The 22,128-nt window shown below is 50.9% G+C and carries 21 protein-coding genes; 8 read left to right on the top strand and 13 right to left on the bottom strand.

Annotated elements, in window-relative coordinates:
* Window positions 1-313 precede the first annotated feature (313 nt).
* The 5 genes from EL645_RS26105 to EL645_RS26085 all read right to left on the bottom strand — a co-directional run bounded on the left by EL645_RS26105 (window position 314) and on the right by EL645_RS26085 (window position 3,489).
* Window positions 314-592 (bottom strand): hypothetical protein, encoded by a 279-nt coding sequence (locus EL645_RS26105; protein WP_126553657.1) that lies wholly within the window; start codon window positions 590-592, stop codon window positions 314-316.
* Between the two features lie 598 nt (window positions 593-1,190).
* A complete protein-coding gene (locus EL645_RS26100; protein WP_161977697.1) occupies window positions 1,191-2,150 on the bottom strand; it encodes an RluA family pseudouridine synthase in 960 nt (319 codons plus the stop codon).
* Window positions 2,140-2,406: a signal peptidase II gene (locus tag EL645_RS44550; protein WP_281276417.1), complete on the bottom strand. Its 267-nt coding sequence runs from the start codon at window positions 2,404-2,406 to the stop codon at window positions 2,140-2,142. The genes EL645_RS26100 and EL645_RS44550 overlap by 11 nt, the downstream gene beginning before the upstream one ends.
* A gap of 38 nt (window positions 2,407-2,444) precedes the next feature.
* Complete coding sequence (locus tag EL645_RS44545; protein WP_161977696.1) at window positions 2,445-2,750, bottom strand: signal peptidase II; 306 nt, start codon at window positions 2,748-2,750, stop codon at window positions 2,445-2,447.
* 214 nt (window positions 2,751-2,964) lie between these two features.
* Window positions 2,965-3,489, bottom strand: coding sequence for a hypothetical protein (locus EL645_RS26085; RefSeq protein ID WP_126553649.1), 525 nt, complete (start codon window positions 3,487-3,489; stop codon window positions 2,965-2,967).
* A gap of 467 nt (window positions 3,490-3,956) precedes the next feature.
* On the opposite strand from EL645_RS26085, the gene EL645_RS26080 reads away from it, so the two are divergent.
* Window positions 3,957-4,748, top strand: a complete 792-nt coding sequence (locus EL645_RS26080) for a PhzF family phenazine biosynthesis protein (RefSeq protein ID WP_126553647.1) — start codon at window positions 3,957-3,959, stop codon at window positions 4,746-4,748.
* Window positions 4,749-4,842: 94 nt separating this feature from the next.
* Here EL645_RS26080 and EL645_RS26075 read toward each other — a convergent pair whose 3' ends face one another.
* The 3 genes from EL645_RS26075 to EL645_RS26065 all read right to left on the bottom strand — a co-directional run bounded on the left by EL645_RS26075 (window position 4,843) and on the right by EL645_RS26065 (window position 8,080).
* Entirely contained in the window at window positions 4,843-6,594 is a 1,752-nt protein-coding gene (locus EL645_RS26075; RefSeq protein ID WP_126553645.1) for an outer membrane protein assembly factor BamB family protein, read from the bottom strand.
* Window positions 6,595-6,612: 18 nt separating this feature from the next.
* Complete coding sequence (locus EL645_RS26070; RefSeq protein ID WP_126553644.1) at window positions 6,613-7,155, bottom strand: RNA polymerase sigma factor; 543 nt, start codon at window positions 7,153-7,155, stop codon at window positions 6,613-6,615.
* A gap of 250 nt (window positions 7,156-7,405) precedes the next feature.
* The gene (locus EL645_RS26065) at window positions 7,406-8,080 is read right to left on the bottom strand and encodes a TetR/AcrR family transcriptional regulator (protein ID WP_126553642.1); all 675 of its coding nucleotides are present in this window, start codon (window positions 8,078-8,080) and stop codon (window positions 7,406-7,408) included.
* A 199-nt stretch (window positions 8,081-8,279) separates the two neighbouring features.
* On the opposite strand from EL645_RS26065, the gene EL645_RS26060 reads away from it, so the two are divergent.
* Together EL645_RS26060 and EL645_RS26055 are read left to right on the top strand one after the other, a co-directional pair.
* On the top strand, window positions 8,280-9,515 hold the full coding sequence (locus EL645_RS26060) for a cytochrome P450 family protein (RefSeq protein WP_126553640.1): 1,236 nt from the start codon (window positions 8,280-8,282) through the stop codon (window positions 9,513-9,515).
* Window positions 9,516-9,692: 177 nt separating this feature from the next.
* Entirely contained in the window at window positions 9,693-10,769 is a 1,077-nt protein-coding gene (locus tag EL645_RS26055; RefSeq protein ID WP_126553638.1) for a Gfo/Idh/MocA family protein, read from the top strand.
* A 68-nt stretch (window positions 10,770-10,837) separates the two neighbouring features.
* Here the strand turns inward: EL645_RS26055 and EL645_RS26050 are convergent, their stop codons facing one another.
* Window positions 10,838-12,157: a leucine-rich repeat domain-containing protein gene (locus EL645_RS26050; RefSeq protein WP_218032022.1), complete on the bottom strand. Its 1,320-nt coding sequence runs from the start codon at window positions 12,155-12,157 to the stop codon at window positions 10,838-10,840.
* 889 nt (window positions 12,158-13,046) lie between these two features.
* Here EL645_RS26050 and EL645_RS26045 point away from each other — a divergent pair.
* The gene (locus EL645_RS26045) at window positions 13,047-15,296 is read left to right on the top strand and encodes a DUF7779 domain-containing protein (protein WP_126553636.1); all 2,250 of its coding nucleotides are present in this window, start codon (window positions 13,047-13,049) and stop codon (window positions 15,294-15,296) included.
* Window positions 15,297-15,577: 281 nt separating this feature from the next.
* Here the strand turns inward: EL645_RS26045 and EL645_RS26040 are convergent, their stop codons facing one another.
* From EL645_RS26040 to EL645_RS26025, 4 genes are all read right to left on the bottom strand, one after another.
* Entirely contained in the window at window positions 15,578-16,129 is a 552-nt protein-coding gene (locus tag EL645_RS26040; protein ID WP_126553634.1) for a GNAT family N-acetyltransferase, read from the bottom strand.
* Between the two features lie 181 nt (window positions 16,130-16,310).
* Window positions 16,311-17,273: a hypothetical protein gene (locus EL645_RS26035; RefSeq protein WP_126553632.1), complete on the bottom strand. Its 963-nt coding sequence runs from the start codon at window positions 17,271-17,273 to the stop codon at window positions 16,311-16,313.
* A 32-nt stretch (window positions 17,274-17,305) separates the two neighbouring features.
* Window positions 17,306-18,286 carry a hypothetical protein gene (locus EL645_RS26030; RefSeq protein ID WP_126553630.1) on the bottom strand — a complete coding sequence of 327 codons (981 nt, stop codon included), beginning with the start codon at window positions 18,284-18,286 and terminating at the stop codon, window positions 17,306-17,308.
* Window positions 18,287-18,548: 262 nt separating this feature from the next.
* Window positions 18,549-18,965 carry a TraR/DksA family transcriptional regulator gene (locus EL645_RS26025; protein ID WP_126553628.1) on the bottom strand — a complete coding sequence of 139 codons (417 nt, stop codon included), beginning with the start codon at window positions 18,963-18,965 and terminating at the stop codon, window positions 18,549-18,551.
* 506 nt (window positions 18,966-19,471) lie between these two features.
* On the opposite strand from EL645_RS26025, the gene EL645_RS26020 reads away from it, so the two are divergent.
* The 4 genes from EL645_RS26020 to EL645_RS41410 all read left to right on the top strand — a co-directional run bounded on the left by EL645_RS26020 (window position 19,472) and on the right by EL645_RS41410 (window position 21,969).
* Window positions 19,472-19,744, top strand: coding sequence for a hypothetical protein (locus tag EL645_RS26020; protein ID WP_126553626.1), 273 nt, complete (start codon window positions 19,472-19,474; stop codon window positions 19,742-19,744).
* 172 nt (window positions 19,745-19,916) lie between these two features.
* Entirely contained in the window at window positions 19,917-21,032 is a 1,116-nt protein-coding gene (gene glgB, locus EL645_RS41420; protein WP_218032021.1) for a 1,4-alpha-glucan branching enzyme, read from the top strand.
* A 5-nt stretch (window positions 21,033-21,037) separates the two neighbouring features.
* Entirely contained in the window at window positions 21,038-21,202 is a 165-nt protein-coding gene (locus EL645_RS41415; protein WP_218032020.1) for a hypothetical protein, read from the top strand.
* A complete protein-coding gene (locus EL645_RS41410; protein ID WP_218032019.1) occupies window positions 21,187-21,969 on the top strand; it encodes an alpha amylase C-terminal domain-containing protein in 783 nt (260 codons plus the stop codon). The genes EL645_RS41415 and EL645_RS41410 overlap by 16 nt, the downstream gene beginning before the upstream one ends.
* The last annotated feature ends 159 nt before the right edge of the window (window positions 21,970-22,128 follow it).

Below are 22,128 nucleotides of genomic sequence, written 5' to 3'. Positions count from 1 at the left end.
ATAGCTCTATTTTCTGCAGCGCCTGGCTTTATTTTTCTCATACCTGCCTTTAATGCACAAGGACACGATACGTCCGCATCGTTCAATAAACGGTGCAGAGCATAAGTACACTTTGCTCACACAAAAACTTGAACATTATGCCCTGACCAGAAAAGCTACGCAAAGTGCAACACCATCACCGACCACGGATAATTAGCAGCGAGAAGCCGGTCCCTTGATGTCAGGCTGGGTGATATAGAATATCATTCAGACACTGACGCGGAACCGGCTTCTTTAGTGAGAGATCCTGACACGAAGTAATCTGCTAGACTCGCTATTGATCCCCACCGACAGTGGGATCATCGCTCATATAGCGCCTCAAGAGGCGGCGAATAGCGGCTCTACGGCGATAGCGTCGCTGTGCACGCCTGTAGAGAACCCCATCCGCTCCCATATGAGCATCGTCAACACCTTCTGCGGCATAGCCAGCGCCGGCGACGACGTTCGCTAACTCTTCATCAGATAATTCTACTATAGCTATACTATCGTCGGGTACAAAAACGTTGGAGATTTCCGTAACGTTCTCACAGTTGGCTGTTTTCTTCATTGGCATGAGGGTAATCCTATCCTTTCGGTAGAAGGTCAACATAAACTTGTACACGTTACACGGCTTGTAAACTACCGACACGATAGTAGTACCCTAAAAACGATTGTTAGTCAAGCCCTCACCATTATCATTTTAATAATTCTTCGCGCTTCAACCTGTGATTATTTAATAATTTAATCTAATTATAATCTATTAGCCACTGGACCCGATCGATATGTCTGCTGGCTTCCCGGCTAGATCCAGACATCATTTTTTCAACAGTCGCCATGCTGGTTGATACAATAGTCAGGACATAAATAGCGCGCGAGTGCGCTTCAGTGCCCGCTTTCTAGCCCCTACTGGCAAGCCAGAAAATTTTTTTCGAATCGATTGGCGGGTTTCTCCCAATTTTCAGGCGTGTTAAGCAGCTGCATCATTTCCCACATTCTCGGATATCACACAGACAGATTCCGCTGATTTCTCCAGCTAATCCAAGCGCTACGATTTCTTATGGTTGCGCCTTACTTTAGTGGGTGAGCGGATGTGGCTAGGCGATCTGAAGAGGCAAAAGTGGTTGGCTAGAAGACTGGCGTTATTTTCACCAACCACTTCAGGTTATCTTGATTTAGAGATGCTCTGGATGATCCAGGATACTCTGCAGGTCTGGTGGCAGGGGCGCTTCCAGTTCGATTATTTCTTCTGTAACGGGATGTTTGAAGCGCAGTTGATAGGCGTGCAGGAACTGACGATTCAAGGTGATGCCGTATCTGAGGCGTCCGGTCCCATAGGTCGGATCACCAACCACCGGATGACCAATGGCTTTGAGGTGGACGCGGATCTGATGGGTGCGCCCGGTCTCCAGTTGGAGCAGGACCAGCGTGTGTTGCTGATAGCGTTCCTGAACCTTAAAATGTGTCACGGCCTCTTTACTATCTACGGAGGTGATCGTCATCTGCTGGCGGTTGCGTGGATCACGCCCGATCGGTGCGTCGATACTGCCACGATCCAGGGAAATTACCCCTTCGACCAGGGCCAGGTAGCGCTTCTCGATCTGGTGCTCTTTCATCTGTTCGATCAGCAGGCCCTGGGTCTGCAGATTCCTGGCCACGATCAGCAAGCCAGAAGTATCGCGGTCCAGGCGATGAACGATGCCCGGGCGTAGGTCTGCTTGCTGATTGCTTAACTCGGGATAGCGAGCCAGCAGGGCATTGACCAGGGTATCATCGTAGTGACCCGGGGCCGGGTGGACAACCATGCCAGCTTCTTTGTTGAGAACGATAAAGTCTTTGTCCTCGTACACAATATCCAGGGGTATTTGCTGCGGGGTCACGTTCTTGACGGCGGATGAGGGAACAAAGGTTAAGGCACGCACATGATCATTGAGGCGCAACGCATAACCAGATTTGGTGGCCGGTTTGTCATTGATGAGGATCGCTCCATCAATCACCAGTTGTTGGATTGAGGCGCGCGATAGTTTGTCGATCTGCGCGGCCAGAAAACGGTCCAGGCGAGTTCCGACCTGCTCTTCTGTGATCGTCCAGGAAGTTTGTGCGGTTGTCGGTGTTGGTGTATCTTTATCCATCATTCTCCGTTGTTTGTGCTGTGGTATTTTTGATTGCTGCATTTTCTTCGACGGCAGTCTGTTCTACGGCGGTCTGCTGGCTATCTTTCTCTTCTTTGCCCTGCTTGAGGCCCCCGAACAGTACCATGATGAACAGGAGGATCACGCCAACCGAGATGCAGGCATCGGCAACGTTGAAGATAGCGAAATAGTAATTGATCTCGGGAATGCGGAATGAGACAAAGTCAACCACATAACCACTATGCAGCAGGCGGTCGATTAAATTGCCGAAGGCGCCTCCCAGGATCAGGCCAAAGATCAGTTTGTATACCAGGGGCCTGTATTGAGCATGCGCGCGTAGAGATAGCAGACGACGAGGATGGCGACGCCAATTAAGATGGCCAGGATAATTGAGCCGCTACCGCCAGATAGCATACCAAAGGCGGCTCCTGAGTTGTGAATATAGTTGAGAACCAGGTTGTGTCCAAAGATAGGAAACGGCATCTCGCTTCCCACGGTCATATTTCGGACTACCAATGCTTTGGTCCATTGATCCAGGACGATGGCGATAATTGCTGTACAGAGGGCCAAAACATCATACAGACGCGCACGTTTAAGAGGCACGATTTCCTTTTCCTTCTTTCCATCCATGCAATACATAGCAGTTCGACAGTGCTAGCTGCCTGCTCATGGTCTACCTCACTACTATAGCGAACCATGACCACTACGCACACATGATAGCGCATGATCAAGACATAGCCATTTGGGCATGCCTATTGTACCACACGCCACCAATGGACTCTACCTGCCTCTGTGTGCTATGTACGCTGTGTGCCACCTAAGGAGCTCTGCGCCCATAATTGGATTGTGCGACCCGGCCGCTGAACGTGATACGCTGCGATGATGGCAATTGGGGGAGCAGATATTGCCGCTGGATGCTTAGTGCCAGTCGCGCGATCCGCTCTTCGTCCTCCACATCGATGGGTGCTAATGATAATTCGAGATCACCCAGCGCCATGCATACACGCAAACTGGCAGGCGCGTGCAACACCTTTTTTCCCGCCAGCCAAAGAACATGTACGATAGGGCTGACCGCTTGCAGGAGCAGTCGCAACCCCTCAACGATCTCGCTCGCCTCGGCTGGATTACTCTCAAGTCGCACATTCCCCGATGCGACTTGATAAAACAGCTTGCCTCCTCCGGGCTTGCCCTTATAGACGGAGGCGACCGCATAACCATTCTGCTGTAAAGCACTGACCAGCTCACGCCCAACTTCATGGATCACTGCCACATCAGCATCATGCTCATTTTCAGGAGCGATCTCGATATTACACATCAGCCTTGCCGTTGGCTGCATCCCCATAAGATCTTTCCTTCTAGCTTTACGCTATCTCGATAACATCCACCAGAACCGCCAGTCATGGTTTTTCTCGCTTAGCCTTTCCCTACACTTCCTATCATTCATCCCACAGTTTAACCGTCCTATCCTCCGGATTCTATACTCTTCTAATAGGACGAATGAAATAATGTTCATCTCAAAATACAAAACATGAAAATATCGTAATTAACAAGCCAGCTTCAGGATGATCCTGCTTTTTATTATGTGTTGTAAGAGCCAGCTTCAGGATGATCCCGCTTTTTATTATGTGTTGTAGAAAAATGCTCTTTGAGCATTTTTCTACAACACATAATAAAAAGCTCGGGCGCGTCAGCGCACGTACACAAAGACACAAACCAGATTGGCTCATAACCCAAACAGCAAATGGCTGTTGAGCACAAAATTTTAATCCTCTATAATAATCACGAATAAAGAATAAGGGAGAACGAATAATGAGCTTGCGCTTATTTCATGTCGATGCGTTTACCCATACCCCATTCGCTGGCAATTCAGCGGCAGTCTGCGTGCTGGACGGGCCGCGTGAAGATAGCTGGCTGCAATTGGTAGCCCGCGAAATGAATCTGGCGGCAACCGCTTTTCTTTATCCACAGGATGATGGCTATCGCCTGCGCTGGTTTTCGGCCAGCGTTGAGCTTGAGCTGTGTGGCCATGGCACACTGGCCAGCGCCCACACGCTCTGGGAGCAGGGCTATCTGGCCAGCAATGCTGAGGCCCACTTCTACACCAGGGGAGGCTTTTTGACCGCCCGGCAAGCAGGTGAATGGATCGAGTTGAACTTTCCCGCCAAGCCTGAAGTGGCGGCGGAAAATAATACCGTGATCACGGCAAGCCTGGGCGTGACACCACGCTACGTTGGCAAGAGCCAGCTCGATTATCTGGTTGAACTTGATTCTGAAGAGACGGTGCGCAACCTTCGACCCGACTTTGGCCAGATGGCCACGTTGCCGGCGCGTGGGGTGATCATCACGGCCGCCGCCACCGATAGTTCAGACTACGATTTTGTCTCGCGCTTCTTCTGCCCCAGTGTTGGCATCAATGAAGATCCCGTCACCGGCTCCGCTCACTGTGTGCTCAGTCCTTTCTGGAGTAAACGCCTGGGTCGGGCGCAACTTACCGGCTACCAGGCCTCCGAGCGCGGCGGTATCGTCCGCGTACTGCACGACGGCGACCGGGTACGCCTGGGCGGACAGGCCGTGACCGTCATGCACAGCGAACTGCTCTAAACTCAATAACGACAACTTGAGCGCAAAAGATGATGTTTACAGCGGCTAATAATATCAGCCGCTGTAAACACCACCGTACAACGATCATGTCGCCTTACGGTAAGGCAAAGAAGAAAAGTCTACTGTATAAAGTCGTATCATTGGTCTTGTCTATACTAAACAATGTCAATATCTTGCCATCAGATGCTTGCAGGGCATATACACTATTCCCTGGCCTGCTATAGTAGACAATGCCATGGCTGACCACGGGAGCCATATCTACAGATATACCTATTGGCATTGATCCTATCGGTTTTGAGGGCGAAGATTTTACCGTTGGCGTTGGAGTTGGCTTACTATCATCCATGAATTTGACCGGCGTTGTCCAGCGTAACGTCCCATTTTGTTGATCCAGGGCTACAATATTCAAGGCAAGCTGTCCACCATTGAGATGGCTGGTCTCAACATACAGATTATTATCATCCATAGTAGAGGCGGTTATGTTTGTGTCTTTCACCTGGTAACGCCACTGTGGCGCTCCATCTGTAAGGCGCAGGGCATACAGTGTGAAGACAGGGGTGGGCGACTGTGAGTTTGTCACCAATAGGTTTTGGTTATAGACCTGATAGTAGAGCAGCGTGCCGGTGACACTCAGAGAAAAATCAGGGTTAGGTTCTTCACCTATTCCTTCAGGTGTCTGCCAGAGCCTCTTGCCGGTAGTCGCTTCGTAGGCCACAACTTGTGACTGAGGAATTTCGGAGACAGTCATGCCATTTTTGTCTGTATACGGCGTGATTGATTTAAGGTAATATTCAGTCGTGTAAATCACACCATTGACGATCTGCGCCTCGATATCAGATATACTACCCACCACGGGCTGGCTATTCTGCCAGATAATTGAGCCATCTTTTGCGCTGAGGGCGTAGCGTGCAAAAAAATCTTGCCCATTTTGATGATAGGATCTTACAGCGTACAGGACCTCCTCGCTGGCCGCCACAAGTCTAAAACCTTCGGTATTATCGGTCCCGTATCCCGGATCTTTTTTCGATCCGATAATGGGATATTGGCGCTGCCACAATTGCTGACCAGTTTGTGGGTTGCGCGCCATGAGCGTACTTACATCCGAGGTTCTAGATTCAACCAGGGTGTAGAGTGTCTGGTTGTTCGTCAGTGGCCTGGCAGAAGACAACTTCCAGAGGAGGGTCCCACTGTTCTGACTAAAAGCATACAGGTATTGCTGATTAGCGTCCTTAGTATCATGGGTCATCACATAAAGTATGTTGCCCACACTGAATGACTGGTGCTGACGCAATTGGGGTATGCTAGAATTATCCTCTATGGCCTCATTACTGGCAAAGGTATACTTCCAGATAATGTTGTGGCTCTGATTATCCACGCGATAGAGCGTCTGCCCAAGATAGGCATACAAATTACCAGAACTATTTGTGATGGTCCTGGAGACAGGTTGAATCGGGCCTGGACGATTAATAAACCACACAAAGCTTCCTACAATCAGCACAAGACAGAGAATGGCGACCAGTTGTGTGAGCAGGAGACGGGAACGTTTTGTGGCACGCCGGCGCTCTCCAGATGCTCGATCAAGTTGTGGACGCTGTCCCAATCCTTGTGCTGTTTCTTCTTGCTGCTCGCCTGCGTTTTCCTGCGCTTCGGCGTCCAATATGCGTTGCCATACACGCTGGAGGGATGGATCATGTGCCGGGCTATTCAAGGCGTAGATGCGCTGGAGACCTGAGATAGCGCGCCGTGCAGCTTCCTCTGAGGGTTTCGCTGGCTGATCTGAAAGGACGCGCTCAATTTGCTCATCGATCTCTTCTGGCTTAAAAAATGTCTCATTGGTGTCAGACAACTTGCTTACCCCTTTCGTTCATCGTTCGTAGTGCTTACGTAATTCGTTTAAGGCGCGTGAGAGGATGCTGCGGATCGTTCCTTCACGTTTATTGAGCAGGGTGGCGATCTCTATGCAACGCAGTTCTCCAGCGAAACGCATTTGCAGCACTTCTTGTTGTATCGGTGAGAGGCTCTGCAGGTATCCATGGAGGAAGGCAGCTTCCTCCTGCTGCAGGGCCTGTTCCTCGGGATCTTTGTCTCCCGCTATTTCCTCCATGTCTGCTAGAGATATCTGCGGCTGTCGGTGACGGCGGCGATAATAATCGTTGATCTTGTTGCGGGCAATCGTCCACAACCAGGCTCGTTGTTCGGTCTCGCCCATTTCCGTGAGATCATGTCCCAGTACGGCAATAAAAACCTCGGCCAGAATATCCTCGGCATCATTGACGCTCGCGGTATGTCGCTTAAGATAGGCAAAAAGAAGAGGCGCATGGTGTTGGTAGAGATTGGCCGTATATGTATGGCGTTCTGCTAGCGGAATATGGTCACCTTTATTCCGCGATCCCGGGCCTTTGTGCATCTATTCCTCCACGTATATATCAATCGAACTAGTTCATACCCTACATCGCTGCAATGCCCGAAAACGTTGCAATTTTTGGGAGTAAAAATCAATAAGAGCTAATTAAGTAGAAGGTTAAAATTCTCCCCATGCGGTTGCTGTGCTGAAGCAGGGTAGGTGGTGAATGAAGGAAGAGGAGAATAATCCGCCCGGATATTGGTATGGGTAAACACTGAAATGGTTTAGCGTTCTCAGGAACTTAAGCACAAACTCATTCCCAGTTGCTCACTTCTTTGATGGTCGCAAATATCAGGCGGAAACAATAGGTTGCAATCTGCCTGGCAGGATAGGGCCTTCCGCTCTCAAGCCACCAGGTAATGGAATCAACAAGCTGCGCGGTTATCAGTGTGGGCAATAACCCTTCTATCAAAGGCCTCTGGCCGCTAACGCGCTTTCCATTTACGTAGTATATAAACGCTTGCAGGCGCTCACTGGCTATTTCGGTTAGATACTCACGCATCTTTAGCGAGAACCAGGAACTCCCCTTCTTGCCAAGCATTACGCGGTAGAAGCGTTCATATTCCTCGAAATGCTCAAAGAGCTTCACCCATGGCTCTGGTGTAAATTCTTCCATCACCTCAGCCAGCTTAAACAATTCGGCCCATGATGTAGGCTGGTGGGCGGCATCAAAGCTGGCGAAAACGTCGCGCCGGAGAGGTTCGATCTCGCGCGTAAGGGTCTGGATCGCGTCTTCAAAGATCTTCTCAACCAGGTCGTATTTATCCTGATAGTATCGGTAGAATGCGGCTCGACTTACCATGGCGCGCTGAGCAATCTCGCCCACCGTGAGGGCGTCGAAGCCACGCTCCTCTATCAGCTCGATGAGCGCGTCACGGAGAAGCTTACGGGTGCGCCTTACCCGTAAATCGTCGGGGTTATGAGACATTTTTTGCTCCCTGTTACATATGAGACATTTCTTGTTGATTGCTACTTGTCTCTGACTTGCGCTCAGGCTACACTTCGAATGAGACAGGTTGTCACATATTGATTATCATGTATTACATTTGGACAACTGTCAAACTGCCTTTTCGTCGAGGCGCAACATTTATAGTGAACATAGCACAATCAATGAAAGGATAGTAGACATGACTGATCATATTACGCTGGAAGATCTACTTGCTCAAGAAACCAAGCGCAATCCCTATGCCTTCTACGCACATTTACGTGAGCAGGCGCCGCTTACATATATCACGGGATTCCCTGGTGTAGCGGGCGGCTGGATTACCACCAGCTACGAGGATGCCATTGCGATTCTGAAAGATCCGCGTTTTACAAAGGATGTACAGAAACTTTTTCGTTTAGAGGATAGGCCAGCGACCAGTACCAGTGAAGAGAACACAGCCATCAAACAAATAATCGCCTGGCGACGGGACATGCTGACGGTCGATCCGCCGGACCATACGCGTTTGCGTGGCCTGGTCTCAAAAGCCTTTACACCACGTATGATCGAGCAGCTGCGTCCACGCATCCAGCAAATTACCGATGAGCTATTGGATACGGTTCAGGAGCGTGGAGCGATGGATCTCATTGCGGATTTTGCTTTTCCACTACCCATCACGGTCATTTCAGAAATGCTGGGCATACCCACAGCGGATCGCCAGCAATTCCGCAACTGGACCCAGGCGCTCATCACTTCTGGTGAGGGATCTCAGCAAAGGGAGGGAGCCGCCACGGCAATGGAGTCGTTCGCGCACTATATCAAAACGCTGCTGGTCGAGAAGCGCGCACATCCTGGCAGTGACCTGGTCAGCGACCTGATCCAGGCCGAGGAGAGCGGAGACACGCTGAACGAGAACGAGCTCATTTCGACGATCTTCCTGCTCATTGTCGCCGGGCATGAGACGACGGTCAATCTGATCGGCACTGGTACGCTGGCCCTGTTGCAACATCCTGCACAACTGCGCCTGCTCCAACAGGATGCTACCCTCATCCCTTCCGCCGTTGAGGAGTTGTTGCGCTACACGGCTCCGGTAAGTCTCTCTTCACCACGTTGGGCGCTCGAAGACATTCCCATGCATGGCCAGGTCATTCGCCAGGGCGAGATGGTGCTGCTCTCCTTGATTGCGGCCAATACCGATCCACAGCAGTTCAACGAGCCAGACGAGTTGGAGATTACGCGTCAGGTGAACAGGCATCTCGCCTTTGGCAAAGGGATCCATGTCTGCCTTGGGGCACCTCTGGCGCGCCTGGAAGGTCAGATTGCCTTCGCTACCTTGCTACGGCGTCTGCCTGCCCTTCATCTGGCAGAGGAGCCAGAACAACTGGCCTGGAACCGCACACCCATCTTGCGCGGCCTCACAAGCCTGCCTGTGGCATTCTAAGCACCCGAAAGAAAGCCACAACCAGCGCCCACAGCGCAAGCATCCAAGGCATATCATTTGATAGAAGAACGGCACTCGTCCGGCAAAAGTATGTTACTATTAATTCGAAGAGTAAAATTCTCTAAGTGCTGTTTGTCTACCTAAATCAGAGTAGATTATGGATGAAGGAAGAGGACTATGACTCGTTTACGGATTGGTTTTATCGGCACAGGTAGGCGTAAGGAGCGCCGAGACGCGTTTGGCTTTGCGATGGCTTATGAGCATGCTGCTGGTTACCTGGCGCTGCCAGAACAGTGCGAGCTGGTCGCCTGCGCCGATCTGGTTCAGGAATACGCGGCCGCTTTCGCTGAAACCAACGGCATCCCCTCTGAAGGCATTTACACAGACTATAAGAAGATGCTCAATGAGGCGGCGCTGGACGTGGTGAGTATCTGTACGTGGCCTCATCTACATGCGCAGATGGTGCTGGATTGTGCGGTGGCAGGCGTGCGGGCGATCCATTGTGAGAAACCAATGAGCGATAATTGGGGCATGGCTCGTCTGATGGAACAGGAGTGTTCGCGCCGTGGGGTGCGCCTGACCTTTAATCATCAGCGGCGCTTTGGCCTGCCTTTCCGCAAGGCCCATGAGCTGCTTATGGCTGGCGATATCGGCGATTTGCAACGCCTTGAGATCTCATGCGGCAATATTTATGATTGGGGCACCCACTACCTGGATATGGCCGGACTCTATACAGGCGAACAGGCCGCTGAATGGGTGCTGGGCCAGATCGACTACCGTACGGAGTCGCGTGTCTTTGGTGCCCATGTCGAGAATCAGGCTATCGCCACCTGGCGCTACCGCAATGGTGTCTTTGGCTTGATCAGTACCGGACCCGGTTCAGAGCTGATCGGTACCGACATTCGCTTGCTTGGCAGTGCTGGCAGTATCGAGATTGGCAACTGGGAAGACAATCAACACCTGCGTATCCAGGGCCACGGTCGCCATGAATGGGAGTATATCGATACCGGGGCCGACAACCTCCATGGTCCACATTATGTGGAGCGGGCAATCGCCAATATCGTGTATGCCATCCTCAATGATCAGACCTCGGAGCTGTGCGCGCGCAACGCGTTGAATGCCACGGAGATCATCTTTGGCATCTATGAAAGCAGCCGCCGCCGTGGCCGTGTCGACCTCCCGCTGACCATCACCGACCATCCCCTGTATGCCATGATCGAGAGCGGCGCGATCCAACCTACGCCACCCTCCTGACCTGCAACATGCCTTTTTGAGTAGATGTTTTACCAGCGCCCCTCGCGGGCGCTTTTCATTCTTCTCTGTTATCTAAGCACAATGCAGCCTCGCTCTTGCAGACGTTGCAGCCAATCCGGATCGGAGAACAGTTTAAGCCAGCGCAGGTCTAATTTCTCCAATTTCGGGAGATTTGCAAGTTGTGGCGGCAGGACAACCAGGCGATTGGCCCTGAGGTCCAGTTGCACCAGGCTTTCCAGTCGGGCCAGCGTTACAGGAAGTTCCTGTAGCTGATTGTTTCTGAGATCCAATATACTCAGGTGCGCCAGCCCACCCAACGATCCAGGCAGCGTGTGCAAGCGATTGTTGGTTAGGCGCAGCTCTTTCAGTTGCGTCAGCTGTCCACAGGATTCCGGCAAAACAACCAGACGGTTATTCATCGCGTGTAATTCTTGCAACTGGCTCAGTTTACCAAGGGACTCTGGCAGGGTCTGCAACTGGTTGTTGTAGATGCGCAGCTCGCGTAAGCTGCTCAGGTGGCCAATCGTGTCGGGCAGCTCCCGCAGCAGGTTGTCGGTCAGGTTGAGGTAGGTGAGCTTGTCCAGGCGCTCAAACAAGGCTGGCGCTAGCGTCGTCAGGCGGTTATTGCTGAGATACAGGTAAGCCTCCAGCTTTGTTAGCTGGCCCAGTGAAACCGGTAGCTCACTCAATAGATTGTGGCCCAGGTCGAGGGTGTGCAGCTGGCTGAGCTGACCAATGCCCTCAGAGAGAACAGACAACTGGTTTTCGCCTACGTTTAATATCTGTAACTGCGTTAATTGCCAGAGCGTCTCCGGGAGCGCGGTCAGCTGATTTTTACCTACGCTAAGATCTTTGAGCTGGCTCAGGTGGCCGATCTCAGTCGGCAATTCCTGCAGCTGATTGCCATAGAACCGCAACGTCTCCAGGACAGGCAACAGGCAGATCTGTGCCGGAAAAACGCTCAAGCAATTCCCATCTGCATGCAAGGCCCGCAACAACTTTAATTGCCCCAGGCTCTCTGGCAGCTCCGTCAGTCTGTTATGATCAATAATTAGTGTATGAAGCTGTCGCAACTGGCCCAGCGATACAGGCAGGGAGGCCAGTTGATTGCCACGTACATCCAGGTAGCGCAGCTGTTCCAGTGCTCCTAGAGATTCCGGGAGTGCGGCTAGCTCACAGTAGCGCGCGACCAGGCCGACGACATGATTGTCAGCTACCTCCACCCCACATTGTTCGCTACTCGACCCACCGCTATTAAGCAATGGCAACACTTCATGCTCCCACAGCCTGCCCACCTGCTGAAGCATCGCTTCTAATTGTCTGATCAGCGCTAACTCAGACTCAGGAAGCCTGATCCCATTCCATCTATGCTCTACTTCATTTAACACTAGTGCTCTCATTCCTCTCACATACAGGATGCACACATTTTATTCTAAAATACCACCAGATGCAATTGATGGTATTTAGAAAAGTCTAACGTGCGCAAAGACTTGCTGCTTAAACATGAGATAGGAGAGCAGGAACATCACACCCATGATCAATAAAATAACAATAGCCAGTTTATTGATATAATCAAATCTGCTTCTATAGTGAATATATTGATCCTGCAAGGTATAGCGGTGGGAAAACATTCTGGATAAGATCATTACACTCACCAGTAAACAGATAATGAATAATAGCGCATAGGGAAGCAGGCAGTTCATTTAATAACCTCGCATTGCTCGTTTAAAGCTTTCTAGCAACGTTTTCCTGGCACTTTCAAAACAAAATTATTGTTTAGTAAACATTGAACGTCCACTAAATTATACATTACCTGACGCGAAATACAAGCTATAATAGCCCGGATTGGGTGCAAAGTTTTTGAGATGAATATTTGCCGTGCGAATGTTTACAAGGGTGCGCTGATACTGTGGCTCCAGCTCTCTAATCGGGAGATTTACATTGTATTCTTGAGCCTGTTCGCATATACTATGATTGTTTAGTCATTTGTAATGATTCATGTGTTGTAAAAAGCAATCGTCACCGTGCCTGGAGGCGGCTAGCCCTGCTGCCACTGACTCAGCCATTAAAATGGGGTCAGTTTCGAGCAAGCGGATTGGCCTGCCAGGCAGCTACACACAGATTGCAGCGTGCCATTTAGAGCCACCACGGACAGTTTGTTGATAGAGGAGGATGGGGTAAAAAGGATACCAACGCTTCGACATAGATCTGGCATTCCCCGACACCCCTCCTGGGTGATTACCTGATTCAAAATTATTAATGTAAGGAGGAGCAACCATGGGACGTAAAGATAAGCAAATTGATAGTGCGCATATGGAGGCTCTTCCGCTCTCTATGCGCCTGCGCTCGGCTCGCCAACAACAAAGTGTCTCGTTAACTGAGATGGCTACGCGCCTGGGATATTCTAAGAGCTATCTATCGGGCATCGAGAATGGCAATATTCGTATTACCGAGGAACTAATCCGGCGCTACGCGGAGATACTTGCCCTGGATCAAGAGGAGCTGGCGGAGCTGCTGCAACTATCGCACGGGCCCGAATCCAGGCAGCGAGCCATGCCCTGGTTCGTCCCCTATCAGCGCAACGCCTTTTTTACTGGTCGTGACGCGCTTCTGACGGAGATCCATGAACGTCTGCAAAAAAGCGGGGCCGGCTCTTGCTTGCTAGCTATCACCGGCCTGGGAGGCATCGGCAAGACCCAGATTGCCATTGAGTATGCCTTTCGCTATCGCTCGGATTATCAGGCGGTCCTCTGGCTCAATGCAGACTTGCCTGAGACGCTGCTTGAAAGCTGTGTGGAGCTGGCCAGTTATTTGAATCTACCGGAAAAAGGAGCCAAAGATCGGCAAGCTACGGTTATGGCGGTGCAGCACTGGCTCAAAGAACATCCACATAGCCTGCTGATTCTCGATAATGTTGATAATCCAGCCGCCATCCAGAATTTTCTACTCCACCTGGGAGATTGTCGAGTCCTGATTACCACGCGTCGGCAAGTAATCGGCCCGCTGGGACAGTCGTTTGAGCTGCTGGAGATGTCACCAGATGAGAGTGTCCGGCTCTTGCTGGGTCGCGCGCAGATGATTCCACCGACTACTCCTTTACAAAATGTGCCTAAATCTATGCTGGCCCTGGCCTACGAGATCTCTGAGGCTCTGGATTACCTGCCGCTGGCCCTCACCCAGGCCGCGTCCTACCTGGAAGAAACTGGTTGTGGCCTGGCCAGCTATCTCAAGCTGTTTCGGGAGCATCGCGCCGATGTACTACAGGAATTCAATACGGTCGCCAGTAATTATCAATTCTCGGTCGCCACGACCTGGAAACTTTCTTTTGAGCGTCTCCAGCAGACCCAGCCTGCTTCTTCACAGATCCTTTGTTTCTGCGCCTTCCTCAATCCAGATCGCATCTATGAAGAATTTATACAATACAGTATCGCTTATTTTAATACCGAGCTGCGACCACTACAGGATAGTCCACTCTTACTACATCGTGCCATCGGTGAGCTACGTAAATACTCGCTGATCCGCACGCAGCCGGACAGTGGGGCGCTCTCGATCCATCGCCTGGTCCAGGCGGTGATTCAGGACTCGATGGATGAGCAGATGCGCAGGACCTATGCAGAGCGTACGGTCATAGCCGTGAACCATGCTTTTCCACTGGTAACCGTCTCTCGCTGGCATGAGACCTGGTCCCAGTGTCAGCGCTATTATTCCCAGGTTGAAGCTTGCGTTAAGCTAATCGATCACTGGCAATTAGGCAGTGAGGAGGTCTCACAGCTCTTGAGCAAGGCCGGCCATTACCTGCGCGAACGGACCCAGTACCAGTTGGCCGAGGAGATGTATCAGCGTGCCCTCAAGCTTGATCGCCAGCTCTATGGAGATGAACATCTCTCCATCGCCACCGATCTGGGCAATCTAGCCATAATCTATGAAGATCAACAAAAATTTGAGCGCGCGGAAGAACTCTATCGCCAGGCTATTTTCTTACAGGAAAAGTTCACCGGGCTGGAGTACGCGGATCTCTTTTTTGTGAAGCGCTACGTCAATCTACTACAAAAAACCGAGCGCACCCTTGAGGCCCTGCAATGGCATCAACGTATGCATCCTCACGAGAGCGAACACTCCCTCACGCGTGAGGTAGTTAACGACAATGATCCACGTATCCTCTACAACGAAGAGGGACAATGGAGCCAGCGCCAGCATCCAGGCGACTTCAACAACGATGCCCACTTTACAGAAACACCCAATGCTTCATTCCAGTATCAGTTTACCGGCGTAGGCATAGAAATTATTTCTGATACCACTATGTATAATGGCGAGATCGAAATCTATATCGATGATACCTATATCCAGGCTACCAACACGGCCCGCTTCTCAGTTGAGAAATACACCCAGACCATCGTATTCAGCCACACCAACCTGGCGCCCGGGCCCCACACCCTCAAAGTCATCGTAGTGCGCGGCTCCTTCATCCTCGATGCCCTGGCCGTGTTCTCATTCAACAACAAAACCATCGACGAACATAGCGCCTGATCTGTACGTGCGGGGCTTGCCCCCGCTTTTAATCTCTCCGCTCGAAAAATCAACAAGAAGAGGATTTTGCAGCTATTTGGCTGAGCGCCTGGCATTATTATTGTTCTCTTTCGAGCAGGAACGGATTAAGCGGGGACAAGCCCCGCACGTACTGATCGTGTTCTTGTTGCTTTCGATGCATTAATTTATTATTAAGTAAAAATTATTGTAGACAAGACCCGAACGTACAAACATGTTTTTGGTGATAGATGAGCGGAAAAATACGCCAGCCGCGCAGGTTGCTAGTGCTGCCATTCGCTGGCGAGTATCCCATAGATTACCATATCATGGGCATTCCCGTTGATCCATTCTGCCTGGCGAATGGTTCCCTCCAACATAAAACCCAGACGCTCCGGTACCGCTCGGCTTCGCTGGTTTCCTGCTGCGGCATGAATATCGACTTTGTTGAGTCCATATTCCTCAAATGCATAGGTGACAAGCGCCCTGGCCGCCCTCGTAATAATCCCCTTCCCTTGCATGTCCTTGTCCACCCAGTACCCAATCTCTGCCTGGCGCTTCTCCCAACTCATCCTGGGATATCCACTGGCACCCACCAGTTGCCCACGATACCAAATATTTGTCGGGAGCCCTAGTCCTTCAGCAAACTGTTGCATGCTCCCCCTCATATATGCCTGCGTTGTCTCAAGCGTGGATCCCGCTGCCCACGGCATCCATACGCGCAAATGCTCGATATTGCGTATAATCAAAGCAAAATACTCGTCTGCGTAGCGCAACTCATTCAGGCACAGTTCGATCTCATCATCTACCCGAATGCATAATGGCAATTTACTCATATAAGCTCCTTCAAAAGGAAACAATATTTCGCCCCTGAATAAAAACAATCGTGTTGCTTTTTTCTTCTTTAACAATTTTCTTCAAAAGAAGCAGCTTTTATAATCAGCTCGCAAGTTGAGGCGATTCCCGGCGGGAGTGGATTCTAACGGCGAATTGCTATTTTACAACGTTTTGATCGTATTATAGCAGATGCAGCGAGGCATCAAGGCAAAGGCTGCAAGCTAAAGTTTGAGAAGTTGGTGGTCCCGGCGGACTCTTGCTACCGGACAGTGTATTGAGCTCGATATGATCGGTGGTGCTGAGAAAGGCATCATGAACGGAGGCGACGCGTCCTCCGTTGATCTGGAGGCTCAGCGTTTCTTCGTTGGTTACGGCCTCAAGAATATAGCTATCATGCCGGGCTACGCGGCCAGCGGCCAGCTGGTGGCTGGCGCCCCTATCATCATAGCGCCGCATACTCCAATTCCCATCGTTGCGCACCAGAAAAGTATAGCTGGCCCCCTGCTCATTCACGCGCGTGCTCAACCCGGCCCAGTTGTTGTTGGACTTTTTCAGATCCACGCCGACTTTGACGCTATAGTTGCTGGGAAAGTTCCCATCCAAACCATAGAAGGAGATACGCCCCATATTCTTGCTGTGTTCTCGCTGCGTGACGTTGAGTGCATGGCTCAGACAATGGGTAGTCACGTACTGGTCGGCCTCATTGACTGGTTGCCATTGTCCCGGACCATGATCACACCCAAAACCAGGTATCGGCGCACTATATGCTGGCTGCGTCGTTGCTTCGCTGGAGGCCGCATTCACCTGCGCGGTAGCTGTACTGCTGGCCTCGACCGCTTTCTCTTGAGGGCTATCAGACAGGGGAGTGTAGGCGAAATGAGAAAAGAGGGCGCTGGGTGGCTCTTTAGCGCCTGCATCACTTAATCCAAAGGAGATGCCGTAGCTATCAGGGTAAGTAGCATCGCTGATGGTGGCCACCGTATGCTGGTTAATGGTAAAGGTCATGACCGGACCATTGATGTCCGCTGATATGGTGTAACTCTGCGATGGCTGGACGAAGCCGCGTGCGAACCGTACGTCGACATTATTGGTCACGTTATTATAGCGTACTAGCTTCCAGCTGCCATCAACCCCGACCTGCAAGGCATCATTACCATAACCGACCTCGGTACCACTTATATCTGAACCGCTCTGGTCGCGTACCCCCAGTTCGAAAACAGCGGCATCGCTGGTGTTGATGGTGCTGGCGGTAATATGGGTACTATAATGGCGTGGCAGGGCAGGCCTCGACTGGTAAAAACCAGCGAGGAAAAGGCCGCATAGTGATTGGTGTGGGTCAGTAGCACACCACTTTGCTGACAGGTGGTGACCGTAGAATTGTCTAGAATCACTTGAGGCGTCGAGACAGGGGTCGCGTCCTCGCTGGCTGCAGGTGTGGCCGTGCCTTTATAATAAGTGGGCACCTCCCAATCAGCTCCGCCGAGATCACATTCCTGACCAGGAACCAGCGCGGAATAGGGATGATTGCGCCAGGTAGAGGTGGTAGCCATAGGCGTGGTGGCCTCGGTGTTGGTGGTCGCTGAAAGCTGAAAAAAATAATAGGTCAGGAAACTGACACATAAGATGAAGGCCAGTGGCCAGCAGAGCTGGAGGTAGTGGGCCAGTTTATGTGGTGGCGCCTTTTTATATTCAACAACCGGGGCAAACGGCTCGGGCTCGCGCAGCCAGGGTTGAATGTTCGCACGCTGCATAATAGCGTTGATCTCATGCTCTGACATGCTTTGCAAGTGATGGCGAATCAAAGCAACCAGAGCTTTCGCTGTCTCGGCTGGCGTCTCGGATAGATAAAAAGGCTCGCTCCCCCATGCCGCCCGGGGCAAATTCATCGGCTCTTCCAGCACTGGAATCATATAACGTGGATTTCGGCGCATGGCCGTGACCACTGAGGGTGTGCTACGCCACTTTTCAGGATTCAATACAACCACGCAGACCGCCACATCGTCTGCTTGAGAAGCTAAGCCAATCGTTGCGGCAATTATTACCGTCAAGCCCAGTGCTCGCATGGCTTTGACAAGTTCAATTGCCTGCATGTCGTCTGGAGCTACCGCCACCAACACTCTGCGCCTCAGGAACGAAGGCTGCATCTCATACCCCATACCGATTCAAGCTCCCGTTTACTGCTAAAATATTCACGGATTGATAAGTATTCATTGTAAATGACAGGATCGGAGACGTCAAGATGATTTTGGAGTATATCGAGATTTGTTATCATTACCCTGCTATATGCTCTACTTCCTCAAAAAATACCCCTATTCATGCTCAAAAGTGTAACTATATGAGTGTGCATGAATAGGGGTATCTCTACGTATCTCTACATATATTTACATATTTTGGGAGTGACCCGAGCTCAAGTAGGGCCTAGTAGAAATGAGTGCCCTCAGTAGGCTCGTCGCCACGCACTTCATCTTCACTGGCCAGCAATCGATCGTGTTTCTCTTCATCCTCGATGCAACGCTCGGCCCAGGGAATCGCCTCCAGGCGTTTCTCAGGAATTTCTTTGCCACAATCTACACAGCGTCCATAGGTGCCGTCTTCGATGCGCTTAAGGGCGGCATTTACATCATCCAGCTGGCTCTGCAAGGTAAAGCGAATGCCCTGCTCTTGCTGCATCTCCTGCGTATCGGTGGCGTCATCTTCCTTATCCTGATAGTCGATAGTGGCTGGATCGCCATTGGTCTCCGCTGGTGGTCCGGCAGTGGAGTCCTTTAGATTTTCCTCTAGCTCATGGCGTTGCTCCTCCAAACGCTTCTTCATCTTTGCTATATTTATAGCCATGGCTCTACCTCATCCTTTCTTAATCTATCTAATGCTGCTTCTCGCATCACCTCCGCACCTGGTTACACTAAACCAGGAAACTGGCTCAACATACGAAGGTCCGCCTCCAAAGCAATCGTATTAAAGCTTGTGCTCTCATTAATACACGTAATTCGCCAGTAATTGGTCTCATGAATACCCTACCCAACCTCTCTCCTCATTCTACCCACTCACATGATAATCAGCATTATTACACCTAAAATCACCAATAATAATGATCTGTACGTGCGGGGCTTGCCCCCGCTTTCTCCGTTCCTGCTGGAAAAGCAACAATAATCACAACCATAAACATGAGAAGCGCGTGCGTCCCTCAAGGCGCTACGTGCCCTCTACGAGGCTGTTATTGCTTTCTTCGATATAAACATGTAATTGCCCTTATTATTTACATTGTGTTATACTGTTCCCGCATCAAAAACAGATCACACTTTTGATGCCTGTAATTTTTTGAAGGGATTTATACTCGATTTATGTATAAAGTGCTCCAGGCCAGACAAGAATTTATCCACTATCAGTTATTTTTCACCTCCACCCTGACATACATTTATCAGCACAATCAATATATTTCAGGATATTCTATCGAGCTGCAATTAGAGATTATGCAGGTAGACTTTGAGGAGCTTGTTGCGTCAGGCCAGGATGCAGGTTGTGGTATAGATGGCAAACAGGTCCACTCATTGCGCAAGACAAGTACAATCAGTCTGCAACAGCATTTATCATATGCAGAATTTATTACATTTTAGTACTACAATCTCTTTTATTTTCTCTTTTCTACGCCATTACAGTTCAAAATAAAGTATTTCACAGGTTTTCTACGCTACAAGCAGCAGAAGAGTTAATAGCCAGCATTTTGTTTGCTGAATGTGCTATGCTAAAAACAAATTGGCAAAACATCGAAAATAAAGGAAGTTTTTTATGTCAGCACCACTTCTTCCACAACAACCAGGCAGTGACACAAATAATAATTCACATAAACAGGAAGTCCCGTCGATCTTTAGTGATTTTGATTTCTACCTCTTTGGCCAGGGTAAACACTTCCGTCTTTATGAGAAGATGGGGGCGCATCCCAGAGTGGTGAATGGAGTGGAGGGGGTCAACTTCGCGGTCTGGGCCCCTAATGCTCGCTCGATCTCTGTGATCGGGGATTTCAATAGCTGGAATCGCAGCGCCAATATGATGGAGTTGCGCCACCAGGAGCTAGGGGTGTGGGAAATATTTATCCCTGGCCTGCAGGTGGGCGCGCTCTATAAGTATTCGATCTATTCGCGCCACAATAATTATGTGGCCGACAAAATTGATCCCTATGGCTTCGCTTTTGAGTTGCGACCCAATACGGCCAGTATTGTGCAGGATATCAAGCGCCATGAGTGGCAGGATGCCACCTGGTTGGAACAGCGGCCAAAGCGCCAGGAGCTCAATGCTCCGATGTCGGTCTATGAGGTGCACCTGGGATCGTGGCGCCATGTACCCGAACGCCATGTGCCGGGCGCGGCTGAAGAAGATCGTTTTATGACTTATCGCGAGCTGGCTCCTGCCCTGACCGAATATGTGAAGGCTCATGGCTTTACCCACATCGAGCTGCTTCCGATCACCGAATTTCCTTTTGATGGCTCCTGGGGCTACCAGTGTACCGGCTACTATGCGCCAACGTCGCGCTTCGGCACTCCCGAGGATTTCCAGTATTTTGTCGATTTTATCCACCAGGCAGGCATCGGTATTATTTTGGACTGGGTGCCGTCCCATTTCCCCAAAGATGGTCATGCCCTGAGCTATTTTGATGGTACCCATCTGTATGAGTATCCCGATCCGCGCAAGGGTGAGCACAAGGAGTGGGGCACCTATGTCTTTGATTATGGACGTAGCGAGGTGCGCAATTTCTTGATTGCCAGCGCGCTCTTCTGGTTGCGCGAATATCATATCGATGGCCTGCGCGTGGATGCGGTGGCTTCAATGCTCTACCTGGATTATCTGCGTGACTCGGGCGAGTGGATTCCCAATGAACATGGGGGCGCGAACACCTGGAGGCGGTGACGTTCTTGCAGCAGCTCAATGAAGCGGTCTATGCCGAGGTGCCCGGCACGGTGACAATCGCCGAGGAGTCGAGCGCATGGCCATTGGTGACACGTCCAACCTATGTGGGCGGCCTGGGCTTCACCCATAAGTGGAATATGGCTGGATGCATGATATGCTCGAATATATGAAATTGGACCCCATCCATCGCCGCTTCTTCCACAACAATATTACTTTCTCGATGATGTATGCCTATTCGGAGAACTATGTGCTGCCACTCTCGCACGATGAGGTGGTGCATATCAAGGGCTCGATGATTCGTAAGATGCCGGGTGATCTGTGGCAGAAATTTGCCAATCTGCGTGCCTTCTATGGCTATATGTGGGGACATCCCGGCAAGAAGCTGCTCTTTATGGGCGGTGAGTTCGGCCAGTGGAGCGAGTGGAACTATAAGGAGAGCCTCGACTGGCACTTGCTCTCTGCGCCCAGCGATCCCCACCATGCTCAGCTGCTTGATTTTATCTCGCAGCTCAACCAGCTCTATCATAACGAGCCAGCCCTGAGCGCCCTGGACAACGATCCTGCTGGCTTCTCATGGATTGATCCACATGATAGCGATAACAGTGTGATCTCGTTCCAGCGCCGCAGCAAAGATACCGATGATACCCTGATCTTTATCAGTAATTTCACTCCGGTGCCGCGCCAGAGCTACCGCCTGGGCGTCCCCGAGTCAGGTATCTACTACGAGCTCCTCAATAGCGACCACACCCAATATGGCGGTAGTGGCCTGATCAATGCCGAGGATATGACGAGTGAAGCCATCCCCTGGCAATCCTGCTCTCACTCGATCACCCTCACCCTCTCGCCCCTGGCCACCGTGGTCCTCAAACGCCGAGCCGGTAGCGTAGGCAAAGAAGGTCCCACCACAAAACCAACCACCCCAGAAAAAACCGAATAATCATCCACTCTCCCCAGGAAGGGCAGCGCAAACGCTAACGCATCTGTGCTGCCCTTCTTCCTCCCACGCTCGAAAACGCAACAATAACAGCAAAAAGTAGGTGCGGGGCTTGCACCCGCTTCCTCCTCCCACGCTCGAAAACACAACCAAAAAACGCCG

Origin of the sequence: Dictyobacter kobayashii (assembly GCF_003967555.1) — a bacterium.
GTDB lineage: Bacteria > Chloroflexota > Ktedonobacteria > Ktedonobacterales > Ktedonobacteraceae > Dictyobacter > Dictyobacter kobayashii.
This window is presented reverse-complemented; position numbering and strand designations above follow the sequence as displayed.

Excerpts from the sequence above, each read along its gene's own strand:
- EL645_RS26055 (WP_126553638.1), top strand. The coding sequence starts at position 9,693 with ATGACTCGTTTACGGATTGGTTTTATCGGCACAGGTAGGCGTAAGGAG.
- EL645_RS26020 (WP_126553626.1), top strand. The coding sequence starts at position 19,472 with ATGTATAAAGTGCTCCAGGCCAGACAAGAATTTATCCACTATCAGTTA.
- EL645_RS26060 (WP_126553640.1), top strand. The coding sequence starts at position 8,280 with ATGACTGATCATATTACGCTGGAAGATCTACTTGCTCAAGAAACCAAG.
- glgB (WP_218032021.1), top strand. The coding sequence starts at position 19,917 with ATGTCAGCACCACTTCTTCCACAACAACCAGGCAGTGACACAAATAAT.
- EL645_RS26085 (WP_126553649.1), bottom strand. The coding sequence starts at position 3,489 with ATGGGGATGCAGCCAACGGCAAGGCTGATGTGTAATATCGAGATCGCT.
- EL645_RS26105 (WP_126553657.1), bottom strand. The coding sequence starts at position 592 with ATGCCAATGAAGAAAACAGCCAACTGTGAGAACGTTACGGAAATCTCC.
- EL645_RS41410 (WP_218032019.1), top strand. The coding sequence starts at position 21,187 with ATGCTCGAATATATGAAATTGGACCCCATCCATCGCCGCTTCTTCCAC.
- EL645_RS26065 (WP_126553642.1), bottom strand. The coding sequence starts at position 8,080 with ATGTCTCATAACCCCGACGATTTACGGGTAAGGCGCACCCGTAAGCTT.
- EL645_RS26040 (WP_126553634.1), bottom strand. The coding sequence starts at position 16,129 with ATGAGTAAATTGCCATTATGCATTCGGGTAGATGATGAGATCGAACTG.
- EL645_RS26030 (WP_126553630.1), bottom strand. The coding sequence starts at position 18,286 with ATGGGGTATGAGATGCAGCCTTCGTTCCTGAGGCGCAGAGTGTTGGTG.
- EL645_RS26100 (WP_161977697.1), bottom strand. The coding sequence starts at position 2,150 with ATGATGGATAAAGATACACCAACACCGACAACCGCACAAACTTCCTGG.
- EL645_RS26025 (WP_126553628.1), bottom strand. The coding sequence starts at position 18,965 with ATGGCTATAAATATAGCAAAGATGAAGAAGCGTTTGGAGGAGCAACGC.
- EL645_RS26080 (WP_126553647.1), top strand. The coding sequence starts at position 3,957 with ATGAGCTTGCGCTTATTTCATGTCGATGCGTTTACCCATACCCCATTC.
- EL645_RS26070 (WP_126553644.1), bottom strand. The coding sequence starts at position 7,155 with ATGCACAAAGGCCCGGGATCGCGGAATAAAGGTGACCATATTCCGCTA.
- EL645_RS26045 (WP_126553636.1), top strand. The coding sequence starts at position 13,047 with ATGGGACGTAAAGATAAGCAAATTGATAGTGCGCATATGGAGGCTCTT.